Here is a 23,876-nt window from a genome sequence, read left to right on the forward strand (position 1 = left end):
GCCGGACAAGGGAGAGTTCCATGTCTATTCGTTCAGTTGTATCCGTTGCTACAATTTGCATTTGCGGCAGTCTGTCTTTGGCAATTGCCCATGACGGAAAATTACACGATCCGGCGATAGCCCATATCGCCTACACGGCAGGCGCCATCGATGTCGCGGCTGCCAAACAGGCCCTCGAAAAATCCAAAAACAAAACGGTGCTTGAGTTCGCACAGACCATGCTGCGTGATCATGAAGCGGTCAATCAGCAGGCGCTCGCTCTGGTCAAGAAACTGAACGTCACACCGGAGGATAACGACACAAGCAAAGCCTTGTCCAAAGCGGCAGCAGAAGAACTGACCAGGTTGAGCAAGCTCGATGGCGCAGCTTTCGACAAATCCTATGTCGACAACGAGGTTGCCTATCATAAGGAAGTGAACAAGGCGCTGAAAACCGCACTTATCCCGTCCGCCAGCAACACTGAACTGAAGAGCCTGCTCAAAACCGGTCTCAAATTGTTCCAGAGCCATGAGCAACATGCCGAACACATCGCCATGTCTTTGAAATAGGACCGGTCCGATGAGATATGTTCAAGCTGTCACCATACTTGCCGGGCTGCTGATTATCAGTGTCCCGGCAGAGGCGAAAACGATTGAGATTACGGTCGAGAAACTTGCTTTTTCGCCGCAGAACATTGAGGCAAATGTGGGCGATGTGATCGAATGGAACAACAAGGACCCCATGCAGCACACCGCAACCGTAAAGGGAGGATGGGATATTCTCCTGCCACCCGGGAAGGTTACGAGACAGGTTCTGAAATCGCCAGAAGCGGTCAAATTTTACTGCCGTTTTCACCCCGATATGATCGGAAAGCTAACAGTCAAACCATGACGAAAAGCGCGCCGATGCGTTTGCCGGGCCGTAATGTGCAGGACCAGCCATTTATCCTCCCTGCGATGGCGTGAAATTCGCCACCAGCGCATGGCTGTCGCCGGGATAGGTAAAGCGTACATGTGTTACCGGCTGGTCAGCATTCCAGGTCTGGCGCTCGATCACCAGACAGGGCGCCCCCAGCGGAATACCGAGCATGCCAGCATTTTCCTGCGTGGCGGCAATCGCACGTATCGAGTGTTTTGCGCTACTCCACGGCACGCACGAAACCAGCCATGGTCCCGGTGAATTTTCAGCAAAGTCAGTCTGCGCAGCGGTCGGAACCGCATCCAGACTGATGATGCGCTCTTCCAAAGCGAAGACACGCTTGCCCGCATAGTGACGGCAGACGAGTTCAACCAGCGGCGTATGGCGCGGCATGTCGATATGCCTTGCATCGGCTGGTCCGCTCAATCGCTCGCGCCGGCTCGTCAGCTCGAACCTATAAGCGGCGCCAAGCGCTGCTACTTCATCACGAATATCGTGGATTTCGAGGATCGCTGCCTGCGATTGCGGAAAGGAAACAAAACTGCCGGATCTCCGCTTGCGCTCAATCAGACCGGCTTTCGCCAGCTGCGTCAGCGCCTTGTTCACGGTCATGCGTGAACAGCCATATTGTTCCGTCAGCTCGTGTTCGAACGGGATGCGATGACCGGGCAGCCATTCTCCCGACAGGATGCGCGATTCAATATCGTCCAGAATACGCTGATGCAGCGAAAGCACCGGTGCGTCCTTTACGATCAAATCTTCGCCAGCCATGCCATCTCCTGTCAGGCGAGTAATTCGCCGATCACTGTCTGGAAAGCACGCTCGGCTTCATCGCGCAAGCGGTGACGCCCGCCTTCCACCTGTTTAACGCCGCGCACCCATACATCGGACGGTCGTGCGCGACCGCCAAAAATCCAGCCATCGAGCACTGCGTCGCCTTTTGCATGTGGCAGACGCGCCGCATCAAGTGCGACGAAATCGGCCGAAGCCCCCGCTTCCAAGCCATCGCTTGCACGTCCCATGGCGATATTGCCGCCCGTCACCGCGCCATCGAACAATGCGCGGCCTGTCGAGCCTGCGTTCTCGGCCAGAACATTGCGCGCGCGGTGCAGGAGACGCTGCGAATATTCGTACTGGCGTAACTCATCGCTAATGCCGATCAGCACATTGGAATCCGAGCCGACGCCGAACTTGCCGCCTGCTTCGTGGAAGACCGTGGCATTGAAGGTTCCGTCGCCAAGATTGGCCTCCGTCACAGGACAAAGACCAGCAATCGCGCCCGCCTCGGCCATACGCTGTGTTTCATCATCGGTCATATGGGTCGCGTGGATGAGGCACCAGCGCGACGACAATTCCTGATGGTCAAGCAGCCATTCAACAGGTCGCTGGCCCGACCATGCAATGCAGTCGTCCACTTCCTTGACCTGTTCGGCAATGTGAATATGCACAGGCGCATCCGGCAAAAGCTTTGCCGCAAATGTCAGCTCATCGGGGGTGACAGCACGCAAGCTGTGCGGGGCGACACCAAGCACGGCACCATCGAAACCGACAAGCGCCTTTTGGCAGCCTTCGATTAGGCGCGCAAAGCTTGCTTCATCATTGATAAACCGACGCTGGCCTTCATTCGGAGCGGCACCGCCAAAGGTCGAATGCGCATAAAACACTGGCAGCAATGTCAGGCCGATACCCGCTGCCCCAGCCGCAGAAACAATGCGATCCGCCATCTCGGAAATATTGCCGTAAGGTGTGCCGTCGCGGTCATGATGCAGATAGTGAAACTCGCCAACGCGGGTGAAACCGGCCTCCAGCATGTCGACATAAAGCCGCAGCGCCACAACTTCCGCCTGTTCCGGCGACATGGTGAGCGCAAATTTGTACATGATCTCGCGCCAGCTCCAGAAGCTGTCAGCAGAAGGTCCACGCCGCTCAGCCAGTCCTGCCATGCCATATTGGAACGCATGGCTGTGCAGATTTGGCATGCCTGAAACGATCACTGTATGGTGTTCGTCGCCCGGCTGCGCGCTGACGCCAGTTTCCACAGATGCGATTTTTCCATCGACAATGCCAAGCCGCACATCATCCGCCCAACCTGTTTGCAGAAGCGCCTGACCGGCATGGATAAATTGCGTTTTTGTGGCTGCGGCAGACATTCGAACAAGCTCCTCATTTCGCCAAATTCACACGCCGATCTTTCAACAGATCGCAAATGGATGCATTTTTTCTCTTGGCGGCTCCGTTAATATGTATATACATTATTGAAAAACAGGGGAAGCGAGAAAACGCTCATGCCAGATAAAACAAGCTACATTTTCAGCAACGCCCGTATCGCCACCTTGGGTGAAAACGCCGAGGGTCTGGGGCTCATCGACAATGCAGCGCTCGCCGTGAAAGACGGCAAGATCGCTTATGTCGGTCCGGAAAATGCTCTGCCTGCTGAATATGCATCTTTCGAGAAAATCGACTGCGAGAACCGCCTGATCACACCCGGCCTGATCGACTGCCACACGCATCTTGTCCATGCTGGCAACCGCGCCCATGAATTTGAGCTGCGCCTGAATGGTGCCACTTACGAAGAAGTGGCACGTGCAGGCGGCGGCATTGTTTCCTCAGTCAAGAACCTGCGTGCTGCCAGCGAAGATGATCTGGTGCGCGAAACCCTGCCCCGTCTCGATGCACTGATCGCAGAAGGTGTCACCACCGTTGAAATCAAGTCCGGCTATGGCCTCGACCGTGACAGCGAAATCAAGTCGTTGAAAGCCGCCCGCCGTCTTGGCGAAGAGCGCGACGTGGCGGTCCGCACCACCTTCCTTGGCGCGCACGCCCTGCCGCCGGAAATGAATGGCGACAAGGCCGCCTATATCGACCGCGTCATCAACGATATGCTTCCGGCTATCGCCGCTGAAAATCTGGCCGATGCGGTTGACGGTTTTTGCGAAGGCATCGCCTTCCTGCCGGATGAAATCACCCGCGTCTTCGATGCGGCCAAGGCGCATAATATTCCGGTCAAGCTTCATGCCGACCAGTTGTCCAATCTGCATGGTGCGGCTCTAGCAGCATCTTATGATGCGCTTTCAGCGGATCATCTGGAATATACGGATGCGGACGGCGCTGCCGCTATGGCCAAGGCCGGAACGGTAGCTGTGCTGCTGCCCGGCGCCTACTACTTCATCCGCGAAACACAAAAGCCGCCGGTCGAGCTTTTCCGTGCTGCGGGTACGAAAATGGCGCTCGCCACCGACAACAATCCCGGCACCTCGCCGCTGACCTCGCTTTTGCTCACCATGAATATGGGCGCAACGCTCTTCCGCATGACGGTCGATGAATGCATTGCAGGCGTGACCCGCGAAGCAGCGCGCGCACTCGGGCTTCTTGATCAGACCGGCACGCTGGAAATTGGCAAGGATGCCGACCTCGCAATCTGGGACGTCGAGCGCCCGGCAGAGCTTGTTTATCGCATCGGCTTCAACCCGCTCTGGAAGCGTGTGTTCAAAGGCCAAATCTGAGTTTTTGTTTCAACGCGCATCTTATCCGAAAACCGCTTCACGTTTTTCGAGATGCGCTCTTTGGGAGTTTTCCATGACCCTCGTATTGAAGCCCGGCAGCGTGCCGCTTGAAACACTTGAAACAATCTATCGCGAGGGTCTCCCCGTCCGCATCGACACTGCTTTTCACGCAGGCGTCGAAAAGGCTGCGGCACGCATTGCGGAAATCGCGGCAGGGGATAAACCGGTTTACGGCATCAATACCGGCTTCGGAAAACTTGCCTCGATCCGTATTGCGGCGGGCGATGTCGCCACGCTCCAGCGCAATCTGATCCTGTCGCATTGCTGCGGTGTCGGCGAACCACTTTCGGAAAACATCGTGCGCCTCATCATGGCGCTGAAGCTGATTTCGCTCGGTCGTGGCGCTTCCGGCGTACGACTTGAAGTCATCACCCTCATCGAAGACATGCTGGGAAAAGGCGTGATCCCGATGATCCCGGAAAAGGGTTCCGTCGGCGCGTCCGGTGACCTTGCACCGCTGGCGCACATGACTGCGGCCATGATCGGTGAAGGTGAAGCCTTTTATCAGGGCGAACGCCTGCCGAGCGCGAAGGCGCTGGAAAAGGCCGGGCTGAAGCCGGTTGTGCTTGCTGCGAAGGAAGGGCTGGCGCTGATCAACGGCACGCAGACCTCGACTGCTCTGGCACTGGCAGGTCTTTTCCGTGCGCATCGCGCCGCACAGACAGCGCTCATCACCGGCGCATTGTCCACCGATGCCGCCATGGGATCGGACGCACCTTTCCACGAGGAAATCCACACGCTACGCGGCCATAAGGGCCAGATCGACGCTGGCCGGGCACTGCGCGCCCTGCTCGAAGGTTCCATCATCCGCCAGAGCCACCTTGAGGGCGACCAGCGCGTGCAGGACCCCTATTGCATTCGCTGCCAGCCGCAAGTTGATGGCGCTTGCCTCGACATTCTGCGTCAGGCAGCCCGCACGCTGGAAATCGAAGCCAATGCGGTCACCGACAATCCGCTCGTTCTCTCGGACGGTCGCGCCGTGTCGGGCGGCAATTTCCATGCCGAACCTGTTGCCTTCGCCGCCGATCAGATTGCGCTGGCCGTCTGCGAAATCGGCGCGATTTCGCAGCGCCGCATCGCGCTTCTGGTTGACCCCGCCCTCTCCTTCGGTCTTCCGGCCTTCCTCGCCCGCAAGCCGGGCCTCAATTCCGGCCTGATGATCGCAGAAGTCACCTCTGCAGCACTCATGAGCGAAAACAAGCAGATGGCGCATCCGGCTTCGGTCGATTCCACCCCGACCTCGGCCAATCAGGAAGACCATGTGTCCATGGCCTGCCATGGCGCGCGCCGTCTTCTTCAAATGACCGCCAACCTCAACGCCATCATCGGCATCGAAGCACTGACCGGTGCGCTCGGCGTCGAACTGCGCGAACCGCTGACCACCAGCCAGGAACTCTCCAAGGTCATCGCCGTGCTGCGCGGCCGCGTGCCGACGCTGGAAGACGACCGCTATATGGCTGACGACCTCAAGAATGCCGCTGAGCTGGTGGCTGACGGTGCACTTGCCGGGGCGGTTTCGAGCGGCATCCTGCCCGCGCTGGAGGCGTGATCATGAACCCGTTCGAAGTTCGTCAGGGAACCTCGCCCGTCATTCTGGGCCTTCCCCATACGGGCACGGATGTTCCCGACGACATCTGGTCACGGCTCAACGACAATGGCCGCATCCTTGCCGATACCGACTGGCATATTCACCAGCTCTATGATGGCCTTATTGATGGCGCAACCACGGTGCGCGCCACCTTTCACCGCTATTGCATCGATGCCAATCGTGATCCGGCAGGTGTCAGCCTCTATCCCGGCCAGAACACCACGACGCTGATCCCGGAAACCGACTTTGACGGCATTACCATCTGGAAAGACGGCGAAGCACCAAAGGAAGCCGATATTGCCGACCGCATCACGCGCTTCCACAAGCCCTATCACGACGCGCTTTTAGCCGAGATCGAGCGTGTGAAGGCGATCCATGGCGTCGCCATCCTTTATGACTGCCATTCGATCCGCTCGCATATTCCGTTCCTGTTCGAAGGCAAATTGCCGGATTTCAACATCGGCACGGACATGGGCAAGACCTGCGATCCGAAGATCGAAGCTGCCGCCGTTGAGGTTACGGGACGGGCCGAAGGCTACACGTCGATTCTCAATGGCCGCTTCAAGGGCGGCTGGACGACGCGCCATTACGGCAAGCCGGAAACTGGTGTTCACGCCATCCAGATGGAGCTTGCCCAATCCACGCATCTTGCGACCGAAGCGGTTCCCTTCGCCTATGACGAGGCCAGGGCGGACAAGCTTCGCGTGCATCTCAAAACCCTTTTGCAGCGGCTGGAAACAATAGCCGCAGAACTGAAATCCTGAGGAGAACACCATGTCCAATCCACGCCATAACGAGCGCGAAGTCCGCGCGCCCCGCGGAGACGAACTCAACGCCAAGAGCTGGCTGACCGAAGCGCCGCTTCGCATGTTGATGAACAACCTTGACCCCGATGTCGCCGAACGCCCGCACGAGCTGGTCGTCTATGGCGGCATTGGCCGGGCGGCCCGGACATGGGATGATTTCGACAAGATTGTCGCGACCCTCAAGACGCTCAATGAAGACGAAACCTTGCTGGTGCAGTCGGGCAAGCCGGTGGGCGTGTTCCGCACCCACAAGGATGCACCGCGCGTTCTCATCGCCAATTCCAACCTCGTGCCGCATTGGGCGACCTGGGATCACTTCAACGAACTGGATAAGAAGGGTCTTGCCATGTATGGCCAGATGACCGCCGGTTCGTGGATCTACATCGGCGCGCAGGGCATCGTTCAGGGCACCTACGAAACCTTCGTGGAAGCCGGTCGCCAGCATTATGATGGCAACCTCAAGGGCAAATGGATTCTGACCGGCGGCTTGGGCGGCATGGGCGGCGCACAGCCTCTGGCAGCCGTCATGGCAGGCGCTTGCTGCCTTGCGGTCGAATGCGACGAAACCCGCGCCGATTTCCGCCTGCGCACCCGTTACGTCGATGAAAAGACCCATAACCTCGACGAAGCGCTGGCCAAGATCGATGAATGGACCAAGGCAGGCGAAGCCAAATCCATCGCGCTCATCGGCAATGCGGCTGAAATCTATCCGGAACTCGTCAAGCGCGGCGTGCGCCCCGACATCGTCACCGACCAGACCTCGGCGCATGATCCGGTGCATGGCTATCTGCCAATCGGCTGGACCGTCGCCGAATGGCGCGCCAAGCAGGAAAGCGATCCGAAGGGCGTTGCGAAAGCCGCCCGCGCTTCGATGAAGGTGCAGGTTCAGGCCATGCTCGACTTCTGGAATGCTGGCATTCCAACCGTCGATTACGGCAACAACATCCGCCAGATGGCACTTGAAGAAGGTCTGGAAAACGCCTTCGATTTCCCGGGCTTCGTCCCTGCCTATATCCGCCCGCTGTTCTGCCGCGGCGTCGGCCCGTTCCGCTGGGCTGCCCTTTCCGGCGATCCGGAAGATATCGCCAAGACCGATGCCAAGGTGAAGGAGCTGCTGCCAGACAACAAGCACCTGCACAACTGGCTCGACATGGCAAAGGAACGTATCGAGTTTCAGGGCCTGCCAGCACGCATCTGCTGGGTCGGTCTCGGCGACCGCCATCGTCTCGGCCTCGCCTTCAACGAAATGGTCCGCAATGGCGAGCTGAAGGCACCAATCGTTATCGGTCGCGATCACCTCGATAGCGGCTCGGTGGCTTCGCCGAACCGCGAAACGGAAGCCATGAAGGATGGCTCGGACGCAGTCTCCGACTGGCCGCTGCTCAATGCTCTGCTCAACACCGCTTCGGGCGCAACGTGGGTGTCACTCCATCACGGCGGCGGCGTCGGCATGGGCTTCAGCCAGCATTCCGGCATGGTCATCTGCTGTGACGGCACCGAAGATGCCGATCAGCGCATCGGTCGCGTGTTGTGGAACGACCCGGCCACCGGCGTCATGCGCCATGCCGATGCGGGCTACGATATCGCGCTCGACTGGGCGAAGCAGCAGGGCCTGCGCCTTCCAGCCATCCTTGGCAACTAAGAAATCAATGAAAGGCGGCCCTTCCGGGGGCCGCCTTTTTCATAGCTGGATAATACGTAAATACTGGGGAATAACGATGACAGACGTAGCGCTTGGCCGTAATGAGCCCTCTCGTGGATCGGCGGCTTTGAAACTGGTCATATACAGCTTCATAGGCATATTTTTCTTTTTCGTGCCCGTCACCATTGGCGGTAAATCGACCATCCTGCTCGATCACGCCGCGACCGCGATTGCCACGCAGCTTCGCCCTGCCGCTCTCGTTTTCGTCTGCTTGCTTATCGCTTATGGTGCCTTTGCACCTTTCGTAACGGGCACGTGGAAAAAGAATGTAACCGAAAGAATTTTCTCGGTTCTGCGTCTGCTCGGCCTCATTGCGACTGCCATGTATCTCGCCAATATCGGTCCGGCTGCACTTTTCACGCCCGATATGCTGCCGTTCCTGTTCGACAAGCTCGTATTGTCGGTCGGCCTGATCGTGCCGATCGGTGCACTGGCACTGGCTTTCCTGATTGGCTATGGCCTGCTCGAATTTACCGGCGTCATCGTACAACCAGTCATGCGCCCGATCTGGCGCACGCCGGGCTGGTCGGCCATCGATGCCGTGGCATCGTTCGTCGGCAGCTATTCGCTGGCACTTCTCATCACCGATCGCGTCTACAAGGAAGGCAAATACACCGCCCGCGAAGCGGCAATCGTCGCCACCGGCTTTTCCACGGTATCAGCCACCTTCATGATCATCGTCGCAAAGACGCTGGGCCTTATGGACGCGTGGAACCTCTATTTCTGGACCACTTTCTTCGTGACTTTCATTGTCTCCGCGATCACCGCACGCATCTGGCCATTGAGCCGCATGGATCATCCGGGCGACCGCGATACCCCATTGCCCGAAGGCAAAGGCCGTATTCAAACGGCAATCGACACCGGCATCCAGCAGGCACAAAATGCCCCCAAGCTTCTGCCGCTTCTCGGGGCGACGTTCCTTGATGGCCTGCGCATGGCAGCCATGATCCTTCCCAGCATCATGGCGGTCGGGCTTCTCGGCCTGCTTGCGTCCAAATATACGCCGATCTTTGATCTTCTGGGTCTGGCGCTCTATCCGTTTACATGGCTTGCGCAACTGGCCGATCCGATGCTTGCCGCAAAATCCATGGCGTCCGGCCTTGCAGAAATGTTCCTGCCAGCCATCCTCTTGAAGGACGCCGATGTCGTTTTGAAGTTCGTCGCCGCCGTTGTCTCGGTCAGCCAGGTTCTCTTCCTGTCGGCCTCAATCCCTTGCGTCCTTGCCACCTCGATCCCGCTCAAGTTCCGGGACCTGATCGTGATCTGGTATATCCGCACGGCACTCAGCATCCTGCTAACGGCACCAATTGCCTTCTGGGCAGCATCCAATGGATGGCTCGGTTGATGGTCGAAATTCTCAAGGCCGAAAGTCATCGCCGTATGCCATGGAAAAATGGCGGCGGCGTTACGGTCGAAATCGCCGTCCATCCGGAAGGCGCGTCAGTCGATAATTTCGACTGGCGCATTTCCATGGCGACCGTCGCCAGCGATGGCCCGTTTTCCGTCTTTCCCGGCATCGACCGCACATTGTCGGTGCTGGAAGGAGACGGCATCTTGCTCGATGTCGAAGGACAGCAGAGCACCCTCACCTGCGAAAGCGTACCGCTGTTCTTCGCTGCGGATGCTCAATCCAGCGCACGGCTGATCGGATCGGCCATTACCGACCTCAATGTGATGACCCGGCGCGGACGGTTTGCCCATATGGTCCGGCGCCTGCCCGTCAACGGCACTACGCTCACCCAGGCCAATGGCAATCTGGTTCTTCTTTTCTGTGCCGAAGGTCAGATCGATCTGACACTCGCGGCGAAAACGACGAAACTTGAGCAGCATGATTGCGCGGTCGCCACAAACTGCGACGCCTTGCCTCTTGAACTAAAGGGGAAGGGAGCCGCTTACCTGATTTCGATTAGCCCAATCTGATCAGTAGTTTACGACTATTCCATCGAGAATGAAGTATTCAAAGAACCGCAACGAACTCTCTGGACAGACGATACGGTCCTGTTAATTTGGCAGGAGTAAGAGACAAAAAAGTCTCACTATAAAAGGGGTACTACACATGAAGAAATCATTGCTTGCCGGGGCGGTACTAGCAGCTTTCACGTTAACGTCTGCGGCGCACGCTGAAACTGCCGTTTCCCTTGGCTTTTCCGGCTGGACCGGCTTTGCTCCGCTGACGCTTGCCAAGGAAGCCGGAATTTTCAAGAAGAATGGCCTCGACGTCACACTGACCAAAATCCCGCAGGCAAGCCGCCATCTGGCCCTCGCTTCCGGTGATATCCAGTGCGCGGCCACCACCGTTGAAACATGGATTGTCTGGAACGCGGCTGGCGTGAAGACCAAGCAGATATTCCAGATGGACAAGTCCTACGGCGCCGATGGTATTGCGGTGCGTGCCGATGTGAATTCCTTCGCCGATCTGAAGGGCAAGACGGTTGCCGCTTCTGCTCCGGGTACGTCGCCCTATTTCCTTCTCGCCTTCATGCTCGCCAAAAACGGTATGACGACCAAGGACGTCAAGGTCGTCAATATGGAGCCGGGACCGGCTGCACAGGCTTTCGTGGCCGGCCAGAACGATGCCGCCATGACCTACGAGCCTTATCTTTCCACCGTGCGCGCAGCACCCGACAAGGGCAAGATTCTTGCCACCACGCTCGATTATCCTGCGGTCATGGACACGGTCGGCTGCACGCCCGATTTCCTTGAAAAGAACCCCGAAGCCGCCAAGGCGCTTGCCGACAGCTACTTTGAAGCGCTGCAGATGATCGCTTCCGACAAGGCGAAGTCCTATGAAATCATGGGCAAGGACGTGAAGCAGTCGGGCGAGGATTTCGGCAAGTCGGCAGACTATCTTCGCTGGCAGGACAAGGCAGCCAACCAGAAGTTCTTTGAAGGTGAATTCAAGGAGTTTTCAACCGAAGCCGCCGATCTTCTGCTGAAGGCGGGTGTGATCAAGTCGAAGCCCAATCTCGATGACATCGTGGATACAAGCTTCATCAAGTAACATCGCTTCATATGCAAGCCCGGACGACACGTCCGGGCTTCCTTATTTTCTGCCCGTCGAGTGCGGCGGATGCGCGACTAAACAGGAAAATATATGCAGCCCTTGCAGCCTATAGGCAGTCAGACCCGGATATTACTGGGCATTCTATTCTTCGTTCTCTTCTTTGTGTTCTGGGGTATCGCCACTCTGGGCGGTTTCGTTTCCCCGACATTCCTCGCCGACCCGATCACCATGGTCAAAGACGGTTGGGATCTTATCGCCAATCAAGGCTTTATGTCCGATATCGGAATGACTGTCTGGCGCGTGCTTGGCGGCTTCGTACTCGCTAGCGTCGTTGCCATTCCGCTCGGCATCGCCATGGGCGCATACAAGCCGATTGAAGCGCTGCTGGAGCCCTTCGTCTCTTTTGCGCGCTATCTTCCCGCTTCGGCTTTCGTTCCGCTGTTGATCCTCTGGTCAGGCATTGGTGAAACACAGAAGCTGCTCGTCATCTTCATCGGCGCGGTGTTCCAGATCATTCTCATGATCGCCGTGACGGTCTCCAATACGCGTCGCGATCTTGTCGAAGCAGCCTACACGCTCGGCGCGTCGAACAGCGGCATCATTCGCCGCGTGCTCATGCCTGCCAGCGCGCCAGACATTGCCGAAACATTGCGCCTCGTGCTCGGCTGGGCATGGACCTATGTGATCGTGGCCGAACTCATCGGCGCATCGTCCGGTATCGGCTACATGATCATCAACTCTCAGGCCCTGATGGCCACCGGCCAGATCATCTTCGGCATCATCGTGATCGGCGTCATCGGTCTGATCTCGGACCTTGCCTTCAAATATTTCAACCGCTGGCTCTTTGCATGGAGGTTCGCATAATGGTTACCCAAAGCGACCAGGAACTTGTCATCAAGGGCGTGAGCCGCACCTTTCCGGGCGTGCATGGTGGCAAGCCGACACTGGCATTGCAGCCGACCGACCTCGTCATCCCGAAAAATGATTTCGTGACCGTTCTCGGCCCCTCGGGCTGCGGCAAGTCCACGCTTCTTCGCATCATTGCCGGTCTCGACAAACCGACCACCGGCACCGTGACGCTGGAGGGCAATCCTGTCACCGGACCGGGTGCAGATCGCGGCATGGTGTTCCAGTCCTACACGCTGTTCCCATGGCTCACCATCCGGCAGAATGTCGGCTTCGGGCTTCGCGAAAAAGGCGTGCCGGAAAAGCAGGCGCGTGAAATCGTGGACAGCTATATCGACAAGGTCGGACTACGCGGCTTTGAAGATCACTGGCCAAAGCAGCTTTCGGGCGGCATGCAGCAGCGTACGGCGATTGCCCGCGCGCTCGCCAACGATCCCAAGATCCTGCTTCTCGACGAGCCGTTCGGCGCTCTGGACAACCAGACCCGCGGACTGATGCAGGAGCTTCTGCTCGGCATCTGGGAGCGGGAGCACAAGACGGTCATCTTCGTCACCCACGACATCGAGGAAGCCATATTCATGGCAACCCGCGTGGTCACGATGACGGCTCGTCCGGGCAAGATCAAATCGATCACGCCGGTCGATATCGCGCATCCGCGCACCTACCACGTCAAGGCAAGCCCGGAATTCTCCGAACTACGTCTGAAGTTGACCGAGGAAATCCGCAGCGAAGCCATTGCGGCAGCAAAGCAGGCTGCCTGAAAATAGCTGTTTCCCATTGCAGCCGACTGACCTATGAAAAGACTGCGACTTGATCGCAGTCTTTTCGTTTCAGGACACATCCAATCATGGCCGTTTCAGCAGAAGAACTTGAAAACCGCATCGTCTATGTCAACGGCGAATATGTTTCCGCCCGCGATGCGCGCATTTCCATCTTTGACCGTGGCTTCCTGTTCGGCGACGGTATTTACGAAGTGACTGCCGTGCTCGAAAGCAAGCTCATCGACAGCGAGCCGCATATGCGACGCCTGCGCCGCTCGACCGGCGAGATCGGTATTCCGATGCCGATGAACGAAGACGAGATCGTTGCCATCGAGCGTGAGCTGATCCGCCGCAACAATCTGACCGAAGGTCTGGTCTATCTGCAGGTGACACGCGGCGACGGGCGCGACCGTGATTTCGTGCCCGCGAAAGGCATGAAGCCTTCGGTTGTCCTGTTCACGCAGGAAGCCAATCTGCTCGACAAGCCTGCGCTGAAAACCGGTGCCCGTGTGCTTTCGCTGGATGATCTGCGCTGGAAGCGCCGCGACATCAAGACGGTCTGTCTGCTGCCACAAGCGCTTGCCAAGGAAATCGCCAAGAACGCCGGTTGCGATGAAGCGTGGATGATTGAAGACGGCTATGTAACCGAAGGCGCATCGTCGACCGCCTATATCGTGACCGAAGATGATGTCGTCGTTACACGCCCGAACAGCAACTCCATTCTGCCCGGCTGCACACGGCTTTCGCTCCTGCAGCTGATCGCCGAGACCGGCATGAAGCTGGAAGAGCGGCTCTTCACCATTGATGAAGCCTATGCGGCAAAGGAAGCTTTCCTCACCAGCGCAGGCACATTTGTCACACCGATCACCGTCATTGACGAGAAAACCATCGGCACGGGTAAACCGGGTCCAGTTGCCCAGCGCCTGCGCGAAATCTATCTCGACCATGCCCGCCGAACGGCAATCTGAAAACTGAACCGCCGCACGTCAGTGAAGCGGCTAAGATTTTGGTTATGGCGAGCCGAAAATGGTGGAGTTTGAGAACCGGAGCGGAGCGTACTAAAGGTACGTGAGCACCGGAAGCGCAAAACAACGCCATTTGCAGGCCGTCAGAGCCGAAATATCAGCGTTTCTGGTTATAGACGTCGATACAAACAGCCCCCAGCAGCACGATCCCCTTGATGACCTGCTGATAGTCGATACCGATGCCGAGGATCGACATGCCGTTGTTCATCACGCCCATGATGAGCGCGCCAATCACAGCACCCGTCACACGGCCCACACCGCCATAGGCGGAAGCACCGCCGATGAAGCAGGCCGCGATCACGTCCAGCTCGAAGCCGATACCGGCCTTGGGCGTTGCCGTGTTAAGGCGCGCCGCAAAGACCAGGCCAGCAAGCGCCGCCAGCACACCCATATTGACGAAAGCCAGAAATGTCAGCCGTTCGGTCTTCACACCCGAAAGCTTGGCTGCATGCCGGTTCCCGCCGACCGCATAAATCTGCCGCCCGAGCACGGTTCGATTGGTGAGGAACGCATAGGCCGCAATCAGAACGGCCATAATGATGAGGACGTTCGGCAATCCGCGATGCATTGAAATCAGCAACGACAAATAGGCAATCGCCGAGAAGAACAGGATGTTCTTGATGACGAAAAGGCCAAAAGGCTCGGTTTCCACTTCATGCGCGATATGACGCTGACGCGATTTGACATTCTGCCAGATCATGAAACCGGCCAGCAGCACGCCGATGATGAGCGATGTCAGATAGACGCCACCCGTCGTGCCGATGATTTCCGGAATAAAGCCGGACGATAGTTTCTGGAACACGACCGGGAACGGGCCGACCGATTGTCCGCCAAGCACGGCAAGCATCAGGCCCTTGAAGACTAGCATGCCCGCCAGTGTGACGATGAAGGACGGAATATTGAAATAGGCGACCCAAAAGCCCTGAATCGCACCGATAATGCCGCCTGCCAGCAGGCACAAAATGGCTGCGATGGGAAACGGCACGCCCCATTTGACCATCATCACAGCCGCGAGCGCACCGATAAACCCGCAGACCGAGCCGACCGAAAGGTCGATGTGCCCGGTGACGATGATGAGCAGCATACCGAGCGCCATGATGACGATATAGCTGTTCTGCAGGACCAGATTGGTAAGGTTCAGCGGCTTCATCAGCACGCCGCCAGTCACGATCTGGAAGAAGATCATGATCGCGACCAGCGAGATCAGCATGCCGGATTCGCGCAGATTGTTCTTGAGATAACGCCCCACGCTGCTTGCCGGAGCTTTCGATCCACTGCTTCCGATAATATTCTCGCTCATGGCCGTTTTCCCTTGTTCCGCATGATGGCGCGCATGATGTTTTCCTGCGTTGCGTCCTCGCCGGCGACTTCGCCGACAAAGGCACCTTCATGCATGACGACGATGCGGTCGCAGATGCCGATCAGCTCTGGCATTTCCGAAGAAATGACGACCACGCCCTTGCCGCTATCCGCCAGTGAATTGATGATTGTGTAGATGTCATATTTCGCGCCGACATCGATGCCGCGCGTCGGTTCATCGAGGATCAGCACGTCGGGCCCAGTGAAGAGCCATTTCGACAGCACCACCTTTTGCTGGTTGCCGCCCGAAAGCGTGCCGGTCTCCTGATAGACATTGTGGCAGCGAATGCTCATCTGTTCGCGATAGGAGTTCGCGATCTTCATTTCGCGAATATCGTCGATGATGCCTTTCGGGCTGACGCCGCGTAAATGCGCAAGAGAGATGTTGCGCGAAATGTTTTCGCCCAGGACAAGGCCGAGCTTCTTGCGATCCTCGGTCACATAGGCAAGCCCCGCCTTGATGGCCCGCGCCACAGTGGAAATATCGGCATTGTTGCCGTTGATACGCGCCTCGCCGCTGATATTCGTGCCCCATGAACGCCCGAACAGGCTCATGGCGAATTCTGTGCGTCCCGCCCCCATCAATCCGGCAATACCGACGATTTCACCTGCCCTCACCTTAAACGACACATTCTTGACCGAGTGCCGTTCCGGATGCAGCGGGTGATGCACCGACCAGTTGTCGACTTCGAAAATCACCTCACCAATCTTCGGATCGCGCTTCGGGTAGCGGCTTTCCAGATCGCGGTCGACCATCTTGCGAATGATGTCGTCTTCCTCGACCTCGCCCGCATTGCAGTCAAGTGTCGCCACTGCCTTGCCATCGCGCAGCACCGTGATCTTGTCGGCAACTTCGCGGATTTCATTGAGCTTGTGCGAAATGAGGATCGAGGTGATGCCTTGAGCACGAAACTCGCGCAGAAGCGCCAGCAATGCCGCGCTGTCCGTCTCGTTGAGGCTTGCGGTCGGTTCGTCGAGGATCAGAAGCCGCACGCGCTTCGACAATGCCTTGGCAATTTCGACCAGCTGCTGCTTGCCGACTCCAATATCGGTGACGAGCGTATCGGGCGATTCCGACAGGCCAACCTTCTGCAAAAGCTCGCGGGTACGCTTGTGCACCGTACTGCGGTCGATAACGCCATAGCTCGCCGGCGGATTGACGAGGAAAATGTTCTCGGCAATCGTCATGAGCGGTATGAGCGCCAGCTCCTGATGGATGATGACAATGCCAAGCGCTTCGGAATCGTTGATGTCGCGAAACTGTCGCTCTTCTCCGTCGAAGAAGATCGACCCCTCGTAGCTGCCATGCGGATAGACACCTGACAGCACCTTCATCAAGGTCGACTTGCCTGCTCCGTTCTCGCCGACAAAGGCATGAATCTCGCCCGGCATGACCGAGAAATTGACATCGCTCAGCGCTTTGACGACGCCGAAAGACTTGCTGATGCCGCGCATTTCCAGAAGCGGCTTGCCGGCGATTTCCGGCTTACCGTCAGACTGCTCGCGCAGGACAGGATTGGCTACATTCATCGCTCGCTCCCATTACAAATCTGCTTTGCCATTGCCCTCAACAAAAAGACAACGCTGTCAATCGCCGAGCCTACCCCAGCCGAAAGGCTGGGGATTTGGGGCAATGGCATGCAGAAAGGTTACGGGCATATCCTCCGATACGCCCGAGACCGCATTACTGGATCTGGTCTTCCTTGTAGTAACCGCTATCGACCAGAACCTGCTTCCAGTTCGACTTGTCGACGATCACCGGCTTGAGCAGATAGGACGGCACGACCTTGACGCCATTGTCATAGGTCTTGGTGTCGTTGACTTCCGGCTCCTTGCCGGTCATCAGCGCGTCGACCATATCGACCGTGACCTTGGCGAGTTCGCGCGTATCCTTGAAGATGGTCGAGTTCTGTTCGCCAGCGAGGATCGACTTCACCGAAGGCACTTCCGCATCCTGACCGGAAACGACCGGCATCGGCATGTCGCCACTGCCATAGCCTACACCCTTGAGGGACGACAGGATACCGATGGAGATGCCGTCATAAGGCGACAGGACTGCATCGAGCTTCTTGTCGGAATAATAGGCCGAAAGGATGGAATCCATACGGGCCTGAGCGGTTGCACCATCCCAGCGCAGCGTTGCGACCTTGTCCATGCCGGTCTGGCCGCTGCCGATGACTACCTTGCCGCTATCGATATAAGGCTGCAGAACGGACATCGCGCCGTTGTAGAAGAAGTAGGCGTTGTTATCGTCCGGCGAACCGCCGAAAAGCTCGACATTGAACGGACCCGGCTTGTTCTTGAGGTCCAGTGCGGTTTCGATGGACTGGGCCTGCAGCACGCCGACCTGGAAATTGTCGAAGGTCGCATAGTAATCGACATTCGGCGTATCGCGGATCAGGCGATCATAGGCGATGACCTTGATGCCCGCATCGTGGGCCTTGGCCAGAACATCGGAAAGCGTCGTGCCGTCGATGGATGCAACGACGAGAACCTTGGCGCCCTTGGTCACCATGTTTTCGATCTGCGCCAGCTGGTTAGGTACGTCGTCTTCAGCATACTGAAGATCGGTCTGGTAGCCGCGTTCTTTCAGCACCTTGACCATGTTGTCGCCATCGGCAATCCAGCGTGCCGAAGACTTCGTGGGCATGGCGACGGCGACAAGACCCTTGTCTTCCGCATGCGCCAGACCGCTAAAGGCAAGCGCGGCCATCGCGACTGCCAATGTTAGAGATTTCATGCCTGCCATTGTCTCACTCCCAAATTGGGACAGGCTTTTCCGCCTGTCGTTCTCCCAAAATTTCCGCCCCCGCCTTCCGGCCATGCGGAATTCCTCCGGAACAAGTTCTCAAGGGGCCGTCAGCCCGCGATCTTGTCCCATGCCGCAACCGCGCGCTCGGCGCGTTCGCGAACCTCAGCAACCGTCAGTCCGGCTTTGTAAAGACTGGAACCGAGTCCGAAGCAGCTCACTCCCGCTGCCCGATAGGTCGCAAAATCAGCCTCGGAAACACCGCCCACGGCGCCGACCGGAATATCCTTCGGCAAGACGGCGGATATCGCCTTGATACCGTCCGCGCCGAGTACGCTTGCCGGAAAGAATTTCAGCGCCGATGCGCCTGCACGGATCGCCGAAAAGGCTTCCGTCGGCGTGAAAACGCCGGGCATCGTCACCATGCCGTGCTGTCCCGCGCGGCGAATGACATCCGGCTCGACATTGGGGCTGACAAGAAGTCTGCCGCCAACATCGTTAAGACGGTCCACATCTTCGACGCTCAATACCGTCCCGGCCCCGATCAGCACGCCCGCAGGCGCAAGCTTCGCCGCCTTCTCAATCGAGACGAAAGGCTCCGGCGAATTGAGCGGAATTTCAATCGCCTCGAAACCCGTCTCGATCAGCGCTCCGACGATTGCTTCCGTTTCTTCCGGGCGAATGCCGCGCAGGATCGCGACCAGCGGATAGCGCAGCTTTGGCCATGCGATGCGGTCGCTCATTGCGCAGCTCCTTCGAAGGCGTGTTTTGCAGCCATGAACAGACCGTCTCGCACCAGCTCATCGGCTGAAACGCGCCTGACTGTCAGCCCGGCGATTTCAAGCGCGCTGGCATAGAGCGCGCCCATAGTGTCGTCTGAAAGGAGCAGCACTTCTTCGGGTTTGCCATAAAGCATGCGCCCGCCTGCCACTTCCAGCCCGATCAACAAGCCCGACAAACGGGCCAGCTGGTCGATCGGCTTGCGATCATGGACGAGCCAGCCTGCGCGAATGGAAAAAAGCGCGTTGGAAATCAGTGCCGGGTTTTCGAGTGACGCTCTGACACCGGCAGCGAAAGCCTCACCATTCGGATCGACCGCGCCTGCGCCTTCCAGCGCCCCGGCCAGCACCGACTTCTCCTTCAAAAGCGCGAACAATTCGCCCGTCATGAAGGTGCGATAATCGGCAAGGCCACCGTCGGCAATCCGCACCCATTTGGCATGGGTGCCGGGCATGACAACAACCGCATCATGCGTGCCGCCGTGCACAAGACCGAGCAGTTTTGTCTCCTCGCCACGCATAACATCGGGTGCCGTTTCGTCCCGACGCGCGACGCCCGGCAACATGATGACGTGACGGCGCGCGGGCACGCGCACCGCAGCCTTCACGATGCCATCCAACCCGGCGGGCAAGCTCATATAGGGCGCTTCGATCCAGCCGGTCCGCGAACCGGCCATGCCACAGATCACCACCGGCAGATCGTCCGACGCGCCGACAGAAGCAAGGTGCCGTTCGAGCGTTGGCTCGAAACCAGCTTCCTTTGCCTGCAGCAGACCGTCATCGCCACGGCTTTCGCCCAGCACATTGCCATCGACATCCAGCGTCCAGAGGCGAAACCGGGTGGTGCCCCAGTCCGCAACTGCCGCAAATGGCTTTTTATCGAGAGCCATCCGGGGAACCTTAGTGGTTATCTCGCGGCAGGCCACGCGTATGCGCGATATCCTGATACTTGACCGCGTTTTCGAGAACTGCACCGGTTTCCATCTGGCCGACAACGGCGCGCTGGATTTCCTGCCATGGTGTCTGGCTTTCCGGATATTTGTAGCCACCGGCAGCTTCCAGAGCCTTGCGACGCTCCGCCAGTTCTTCGTCAGAGATCAGAATGTCAGCGCTGCCGCGACCAAGATCGATACGCACGCGGTCACCGGTCCTCAGAATAGCCAGACCGCCGCCAGCAGCAGCTTCCGGGGAGGCATTGAGGATCGACGGCGAACCCGACGTGCCCGACTGGCGACCGTCGCCGATGCATGGCAGTGAGCTGATACCCTTTTTCAGAAGGTAATTCGGCGCGCGCATGTTGACGACTTCCGCCGCACCCGGATAACCGATGGGGCCAGCGCCACGCATGAACAGCACCGTATTCTCGTCGATTTCCAGTGCCGGATCGTCGATGCGGTGATGATAATCTTCCGGCCCGTCGAATACGACCGCCTTGCCTTCAAAGGCATTCGGGTCCTTGTCGTCAGACAGGTAGCGATTGCGGAACTCGTCCGAAATGACGCTGAGCTTCATGATCGCCGACGAGAACAGATTGCCGCGCAGCACGCGGAATCCGGCATGCTTCTTCAGCGGCTGATCGTAGGTCTTGATGACATTGCCGTCTTCGATGGTCGCGTTCTTGCAATTCTCGCCGATGGTCTTGCCATTGACGGTCAGCGCATCTTCATTGATGAGGCCCTGCCCCATCAGCTGATTGACGACGGCTGGCACACCGCCCGCATGATAGTAATCTTCGCCAAGATATTCACCGGCAGGCTGCAGATTGACCAGAAGCGGAATTTCCTCGCCATATTTCTGCCAGTCATCGACCGTCAGCTCCACGCCGACATGGCGCGCAAGCGCGTTCAGATGGATCGGCGCATTGGTCGAACCGCCAATAGCGGAATTGACGCGGATGGCATTGACGAAGGCATCCTTGGTCAGAATGTCCGACGGCTTCAAATCCTCATGCACCATTTCAACGATGCGGCGTCCCGATAGATAAGAAACTTCCTGACGGTCGCGATAAGGCGCCGGAATGGCGGCGGAGCCCGGAAGCTGCATGCCGAGCGCTTCGGCGAGCGAATTCATCGTCGTGGCCGTGCCCATCGTATTGCAATAGCCCGTCGATGGAGCCGAGGAAGCAACGAGCTTGACGAAGCCCTGATAGTCGATTTCGCCCTTGGCAAGCAGCTCGCGCGCCTTCCAGACGATGGTGCCGGAACCTGTACGTTCGCCACGGAACCAACCGTTGAGCATCGGGCCGACCGAGAGCGCAATCGCCGGAATATTGACAGTCGCCGCTGCCATCAGGCAGGCAGGCGTGGTCTTGTCACAACCGATTGTCAGCACGACGCCATCGAGCGGATAGCCGTAAAGCACTTCCACGAGGCCGAGATAGGCAAGGTTGCGGTCCAGACCAGCGGTCGGGCGCTTGCCGGTTTCCTGAATTGGATGAACCGGAAATTCAATGACAATGCCGCCCGCCTCGCGAACACCTTCGCGCACGCGCTTGGCCAGCTCCAGATGATGACGGTTGCAAGGTGAGAGGTCGGAGCCCGTCTGCGCGATGCCGATGATCGGACGACCGGACTGCAGCTCTTCCTGGCTCAGGCCATAATTCATGTAGCGCTCCAGATAGAGCGCCGTCATATCGACATTATCAGGATTGTCGAACCAGGCGCGCGAGCGGAGCTTTGGCGTTTTCGGAGAGACGGGCTTGTTCATTTCATTGTCCTGCGTGGGTGAGAGGCCGCGTTACGACAACCTCGATTCCTAATCTTCAAAAGCTTCGACGACATGCCGCTTTCCGAGCAGAAACGCATCGGCCACATGGGTCAGTGGAGCGAGATCAACATCCGAACGCCCCGCGCCGATCAATTGCACGAAACGCTTGTAAAGTCGTTGATATTCGCGGTCCGGCTCGGCCATTTTCTCGGTCCCGGCGATGGTGAGGCGGCTGCCGCCATGGCTGAGCAGAACCGTGCCCTTGTCGGTCTCGACGCGAATATCCCAGGTCTGCGGACCGGTCTGCCGCCAGTCCAGTTCGAACGAAACCGGTATGCCGCTTTCCGTTTGGAACTTGAGGTTGGCTGCGATGGGCGCCGCACGGTTTTCTGGAAAATAAAGATCGGATTGCGTCAGGAAGAAGCGCTCCGGCAAAATATGCGTAACGATGGAAAGCGCATTGATGCCAGGATCGAACACGCCAAGGCCGCCCGGTTCCCAGATCCATTGCTGGCCGGGATGCCAGTGGCGGACATCTTCCTTCCACGTGACCGAAACCGAACGAATTTCCGCATCTTTCAGGAATTCCCGCGCCGGCTCGACCGCTGCGGCTTCGCGCGAGTGCCACGTGGCGTAAAGCGTCACGTCTTCCGCTTGCGCAAGACGCTCCAGCGCCTGCACTTCCGAAATGGTTGCACCCGGAGGCTTCTCCAGCATCACATGCTTGCGCGCCTTCAAGGCTGCGTAGGCCTGGCTAAAGCGCCCTTGCGGCGGTGTGCAGAGCGACACCGCGTCAATGGCAACGTCGCTGCCCAGCAGCTCATCGATGTCGTGAAAAGACGGCAGGCCGTCCAGCCCGGCATTGCGACTGGCAATGGCTTTCAGCTCAATGCCATCGACGGCTTCAATCGATGGCAGATGCTGGTCACGCGCAATCTTGCCCAGACCGACGATTGCGAGAGCGATGTTCGGTTCCGCCGCCATGTTCAAAGCGCCTTCACGACAAGGTTTTTAGCTGCCGCCTGAGCCAGCCTGTTGACCAGCGGATAACGGAACGGCTTGGCAGAAATCTCGAACTGGTCGCCAGCTTCCGTCTTCACGCCTTCTGAGAAAGACAAGGTTGCCGTGCCAAAGAAATGAACATGAATGTCGCCCGGACGGCGGAACAGCTCATATTTGAAATGATGGTGTTCCAGATTGGCGATCGTATGTGACATGTTCGCTTCACCCGAAAGGAACGGCTTTTCAAAGATCACCTGATCGCCGCGACGAATGCGCGAAACGCCCTCCACATGGTCAGGCAACGCCCCCACATATAGCTCCGGCCCCAACGCGGCCTGACGCAGCTTGGAATGGGCAAGCCAGAGATAGTTCTGCTTCTCGGTCACATGATCGGAAAATTCATTGGCAAGGCAGAAGCCAAGCCGGAACGGCGTACCATCCAGGCCAATCAGGTAGATGCCTGCCAGCTCCGGCTCTTCGCCACCATCCTCGGCAAAGGAAGGCGAAACCAGTTCGCCGCCGGTTGCCACCAGCGCCGAACCGTCACCCTTGTAGAACCATTCCGGCTGCACGCCAGTTTCACCCGGCTTCGGTTTGCCGCCTTCGACACCCATCAGGAACATGCGCATGGAGTCGGTCGGCTTTTCAGCAGACTGCGCGGCCTTATGCATCTTGTCGCGACCGTCGGCGGAGCCAAGATGTGTGAGGCCCGTGCCGGCAACAATCAGATGTGCCGGATCGGCATGGGTGATGGGCAGACCGACGCGACCAGCCGCCAGGGCAGCGTCTATATCGACGGCTTCGCCCTTGCCGCTGCGTACGACTTGTTCCTCAAGGCTGATACCCGCTGCAATGGCTGCCGAGGCTAGCTCATAGGTCGTTGCTACGCCCTTGACGACATGCGCCGCTCCCTCCTCACTGCAGGCAGCCACACGCATTTCTCCGCTTTCATCGCGGAACTGGACCAGACGCAACATTAAACCTCCCATTTTCCGCATACCCGTTGCGGAATTCACCCCGACCGCTTGA

22 protein-coding genes are annotated in these 23,876 nt (G+C 58.1%); 12 read left to right on the forward strand and 10 right to left on the reverse strand.

Going from position 1 to position 23,876, the window contains the following annotated elements:
- Window positions 1–20: 20 nt before the first annotated feature.
- On the forward strand, window positions 21–548 hold the full coding sequence (locus ABDF71_RS11600; RefSeq protein WP_010659509.1) for a DUF4142 domain-containing protein: 528 nt from the start codon (window positions 21–23) through the stop codon (window positions 546–548).
- A gap of 10 nt (window positions 549–558) precedes the next feature.
- Window positions 559–870 (forward strand): cupredoxin domain-containing protein, encoded by a 312-nt coding sequence (locus ABDF71_RS11605; RefSeq protein ID WP_010659508.1) that lies wholly within the window; start codon window positions 559–561, stop codon window positions 868–870.
- 51 nt (window positions 871–921) lie between these two features.
- Here ABDF71_RS11605 and hutC read toward each other — a convergent pair whose 3' ends face one another.
- On the reverse strand, window positions 922–1,668 hold the full coding sequence (gene hutC / locus ABDF71_RS11610; protein WP_010659507.1) for a histidine utilization transcriptional repressor HutC: 747 nt from the start codon (window positions 1,666–1,668) through the stop codon (window positions 922–924).
- 11 nt (window positions 1,669–1,679) lie between these two features.
- Window positions 1,680–3,047, reverse strand: coding sequence for a formimidoylglutamate deiminase (locus tag ABDF71_RS11615; RefSeq protein WP_151663755.1), 1,368 nt, complete (start codon window positions 3,045–3,047; stop codon window positions 1,680–1,682).
- A 135-nt stretch (window positions 3,048–3,182) separates the two neighbouring features.
- Here ABDF71_RS11615 and hutI point away from each other — a divergent pair, with 135 nt between their 5' ends.
- The 10 genes from hutI to ABDF71_RS11665 all read left to right on the forward strand — a co-directional run bounded on the left by hutI (window position 3,183) and on the right by ABDF71_RS11665 (window position 14,195).
- Entirely contained in the window at window positions 3,183–4,400 is a 1,218-nt protein-coding gene (hutI, locus tag ABDF71_RS11620) for an imidazolonepropionase (RefSeq protein ID WP_151663756.1), read from the forward strand.
- Between the two features lie 73 nt (window positions 4,401–4,473).
- Window positions 4,474–6,009 (forward strand): histidine ammonia-lyase, encoded by a 1,536-nt coding sequence (hutH, locus tag ABDF71_RS11625; protein WP_500061569.1) that lies wholly within the window; start codon window positions 4,474–4,476, stop codon window positions 6,007–6,009.
- 2 nt (window positions 6,010–6,011) lie between these two features.
- On the forward strand, window positions 6,012–6,812 hold the full coding sequence (gene hutG / locus ABDF71_RS11630; protein ID WP_433760556.1) for an N-formylglutamate deformylase: 801 nt from the start codon (window positions 6,012–6,014) through the stop codon (window positions 6,810–6,812).
- Window positions 6,813–6,822: 10 nt separating this feature from the next.
- Entirely contained in the window at window positions 6,823–8,496 is a 1,674-nt protein-coding gene (gene hutU, locus ABDF71_RS11635) for a urocanate hydratase (RefSeq protein WP_125300011.1), read from the forward strand.
- Window positions 8,497–8,572: 76 nt separating this feature from the next.
- Complete coding sequence (locus ABDF71_RS11640; protein ID WP_010659501.1) at window positions 8,573–9,901, forward strand: YjiH family protein; 1,329 nt, start codon at window positions 8,573–8,575, stop codon at window positions 9,899–9,901.
- Window positions 9,898–10,476 carry a HutD/Ves family protein gene (locus ABDF71_RS11645; protein ID WP_125300375.1) on the forward strand — a complete coding sequence of 193 codons (579 nt, stop codon included), beginning with the start codon at window positions 9,898–9,900 and terminating at the stop codon, window positions 10,474–10,476. The genes ABDF71_RS11640 and ABDF71_RS11645 overlap by 4 nt, the downstream gene beginning before the upstream one ends.
- Window positions 10,477–10,612: 136 nt before the next feature.
- Window positions 10,613–11,557 (forward strand): ABC transporter substrate-binding protein, encoded by a 945-nt coding sequence (locus tag ABDF71_RS11650; protein WP_125300010.1) that lies wholly within the window; start codon window positions 10,613–10,615, stop codon window positions 11,555–11,557.
- Window positions 11,558–11,650: 93 nt separating this feature from the next.
- Window positions 11,651–12,424 carry an ABC transporter permease gene (locus ABDF71_RS11655; protein WP_500061570.1) on the forward strand — a complete coding sequence of 258 codons (774 nt, stop codon included), beginning with the start codon at window positions 11,651–11,653 and terminating at the stop codon, window positions 12,422–12,424.
- On the forward strand, window positions 12,424–13,227 hold the full coding sequence (locus tag ABDF71_RS11660) for an ABC transporter ATP-binding protein (protein ID WP_151663762.1): 804 nt from the start codon (window positions 12,424–12,426) through the stop codon (window positions 13,225–13,227). The genes ABDF71_RS11655 and ABDF71_RS11660 overlap by 1 nt, the downstream gene beginning before the upstream one ends.
- Window positions 13,228–13,313: 86 nt before the next feature.
- Entirely contained in the window at window positions 13,314–14,195 is an 882-nt protein-coding gene (locus ABDF71_RS11665) for a D-amino-acid transaminase (RefSeq protein WP_010659496.1), read from the forward strand.
- A 154-nt stretch (window positions 14,196–14,349) separates the two neighbouring features.
- On the opposite strand, the gene mmsB is transcribed toward ABDF71_RS11665, so the two are convergent.
- From mmsB to araD1, 8 genes are all read right to left on the reverse strand, one after another.
- The gene (gene mmsB / locus ABDF71_RS11670) at window positions 14,350–15,552 is read right to left on the reverse strand and encodes a multiple monosaccharide ABC transporter permease (protein ID WP_500061571.1); all 1,203 of its coding nucleotides are present in this window, start codon (window positions 15,550–15,552) and stop codon (window positions 14,350–14,352) included.
- Window positions 15,549–17,141: a multiple monosaccharide ABC transporter ATP-binding protein gene (gene mmsA / locus ABDF71_RS11675; protein ID WP_500061572.1), complete on the reverse strand. Its 1,593-nt coding sequence runs from the start codon at window positions 17,139–17,141 to the stop codon at window positions 15,549–15,551. Before mmsA ends, mmsB begins: the two co-directional genes overlap by 4 nt.
- A gap of 154 nt (window positions 17,142–17,295) precedes the next feature.
- The gene (gene chvE, locus ABDF71_RS11680) at window positions 17,296–18,360 is read right to left on the reverse strand and encodes a multiple monosaccharide ABC transporter substrate-binding protein (RefSeq protein WP_010659493.1); all 1,065 of its coding nucleotides are present in this window, start codon (window positions 18,358–18,360) and stop codon (window positions 17,296–17,298) included.
- 110 nt (window positions 18,361–18,470) lie between these two features.
- On the reverse strand, window positions 18,471–19,103 hold the full coding sequence (locus ABDF71_RS11685; RefSeq protein WP_012091489.1) for a 2-dehydro-3-deoxy-6-phosphogalactonate aldolase: 633 nt from the start codon (window positions 19,101–19,103) through the stop codon (window positions 18,471–18,473).
- A complete protein-coding gene (locus ABDF71_RS11690) occupies window positions 19,100–20,029 on the reverse strand; it encodes a 2-dehydro-3-deoxygalactonokinase (protein WP_500061573.1) in 930 nt (309 codons plus the stop codon). Before ABDF71_RS11690 ends, ABDF71_RS11685 begins: the two co-directional genes overlap by 4 nt.
- Before the next feature lie 10 nt (window positions 20,030–20,039).
- Window positions 20,040–21,845, reverse strand: a complete 1,806-nt coding sequence (locus ABDF71_RS11695; protein ID WP_010659490.1) for an IlvD/Edd family dehydratase — start codon at window positions 21,843–21,845, stop codon at window positions 20,040–20,042.
- Window positions 21,846–21,893: 48 nt separating this feature from the next.
- Entirely contained in the window at window positions 21,894–22,829 is a 936-nt protein-coding gene (locus ABDF71_RS11700; RefSeq protein WP_036580521.1) for a Gfo/Idh/MocA family protein, read from the reverse strand.
- 2 nt (window positions 22,830–22,831) lie between these two features.
- A complete protein-coding gene (gene araD1 / locus ABDF71_RS11705; RefSeq protein ID WP_010659488.1) occupies window positions 22,832–23,824 on the reverse strand; it encodes an AraD1 family protein in 993 nt (330 codons plus the stop codon).
- Window positions 23,825–23,876: the final 52 nt, after the last annotated feature.

The organism is Ochrobactrum sp. WV_118_8 (assembly GCF_039631535.1).
GTDB lineage: Bacteria > Pseudomonadota > Alphaproteobacteria > Rhizobiales > Rhizobiaceae > Brucella > Brucella anthropi.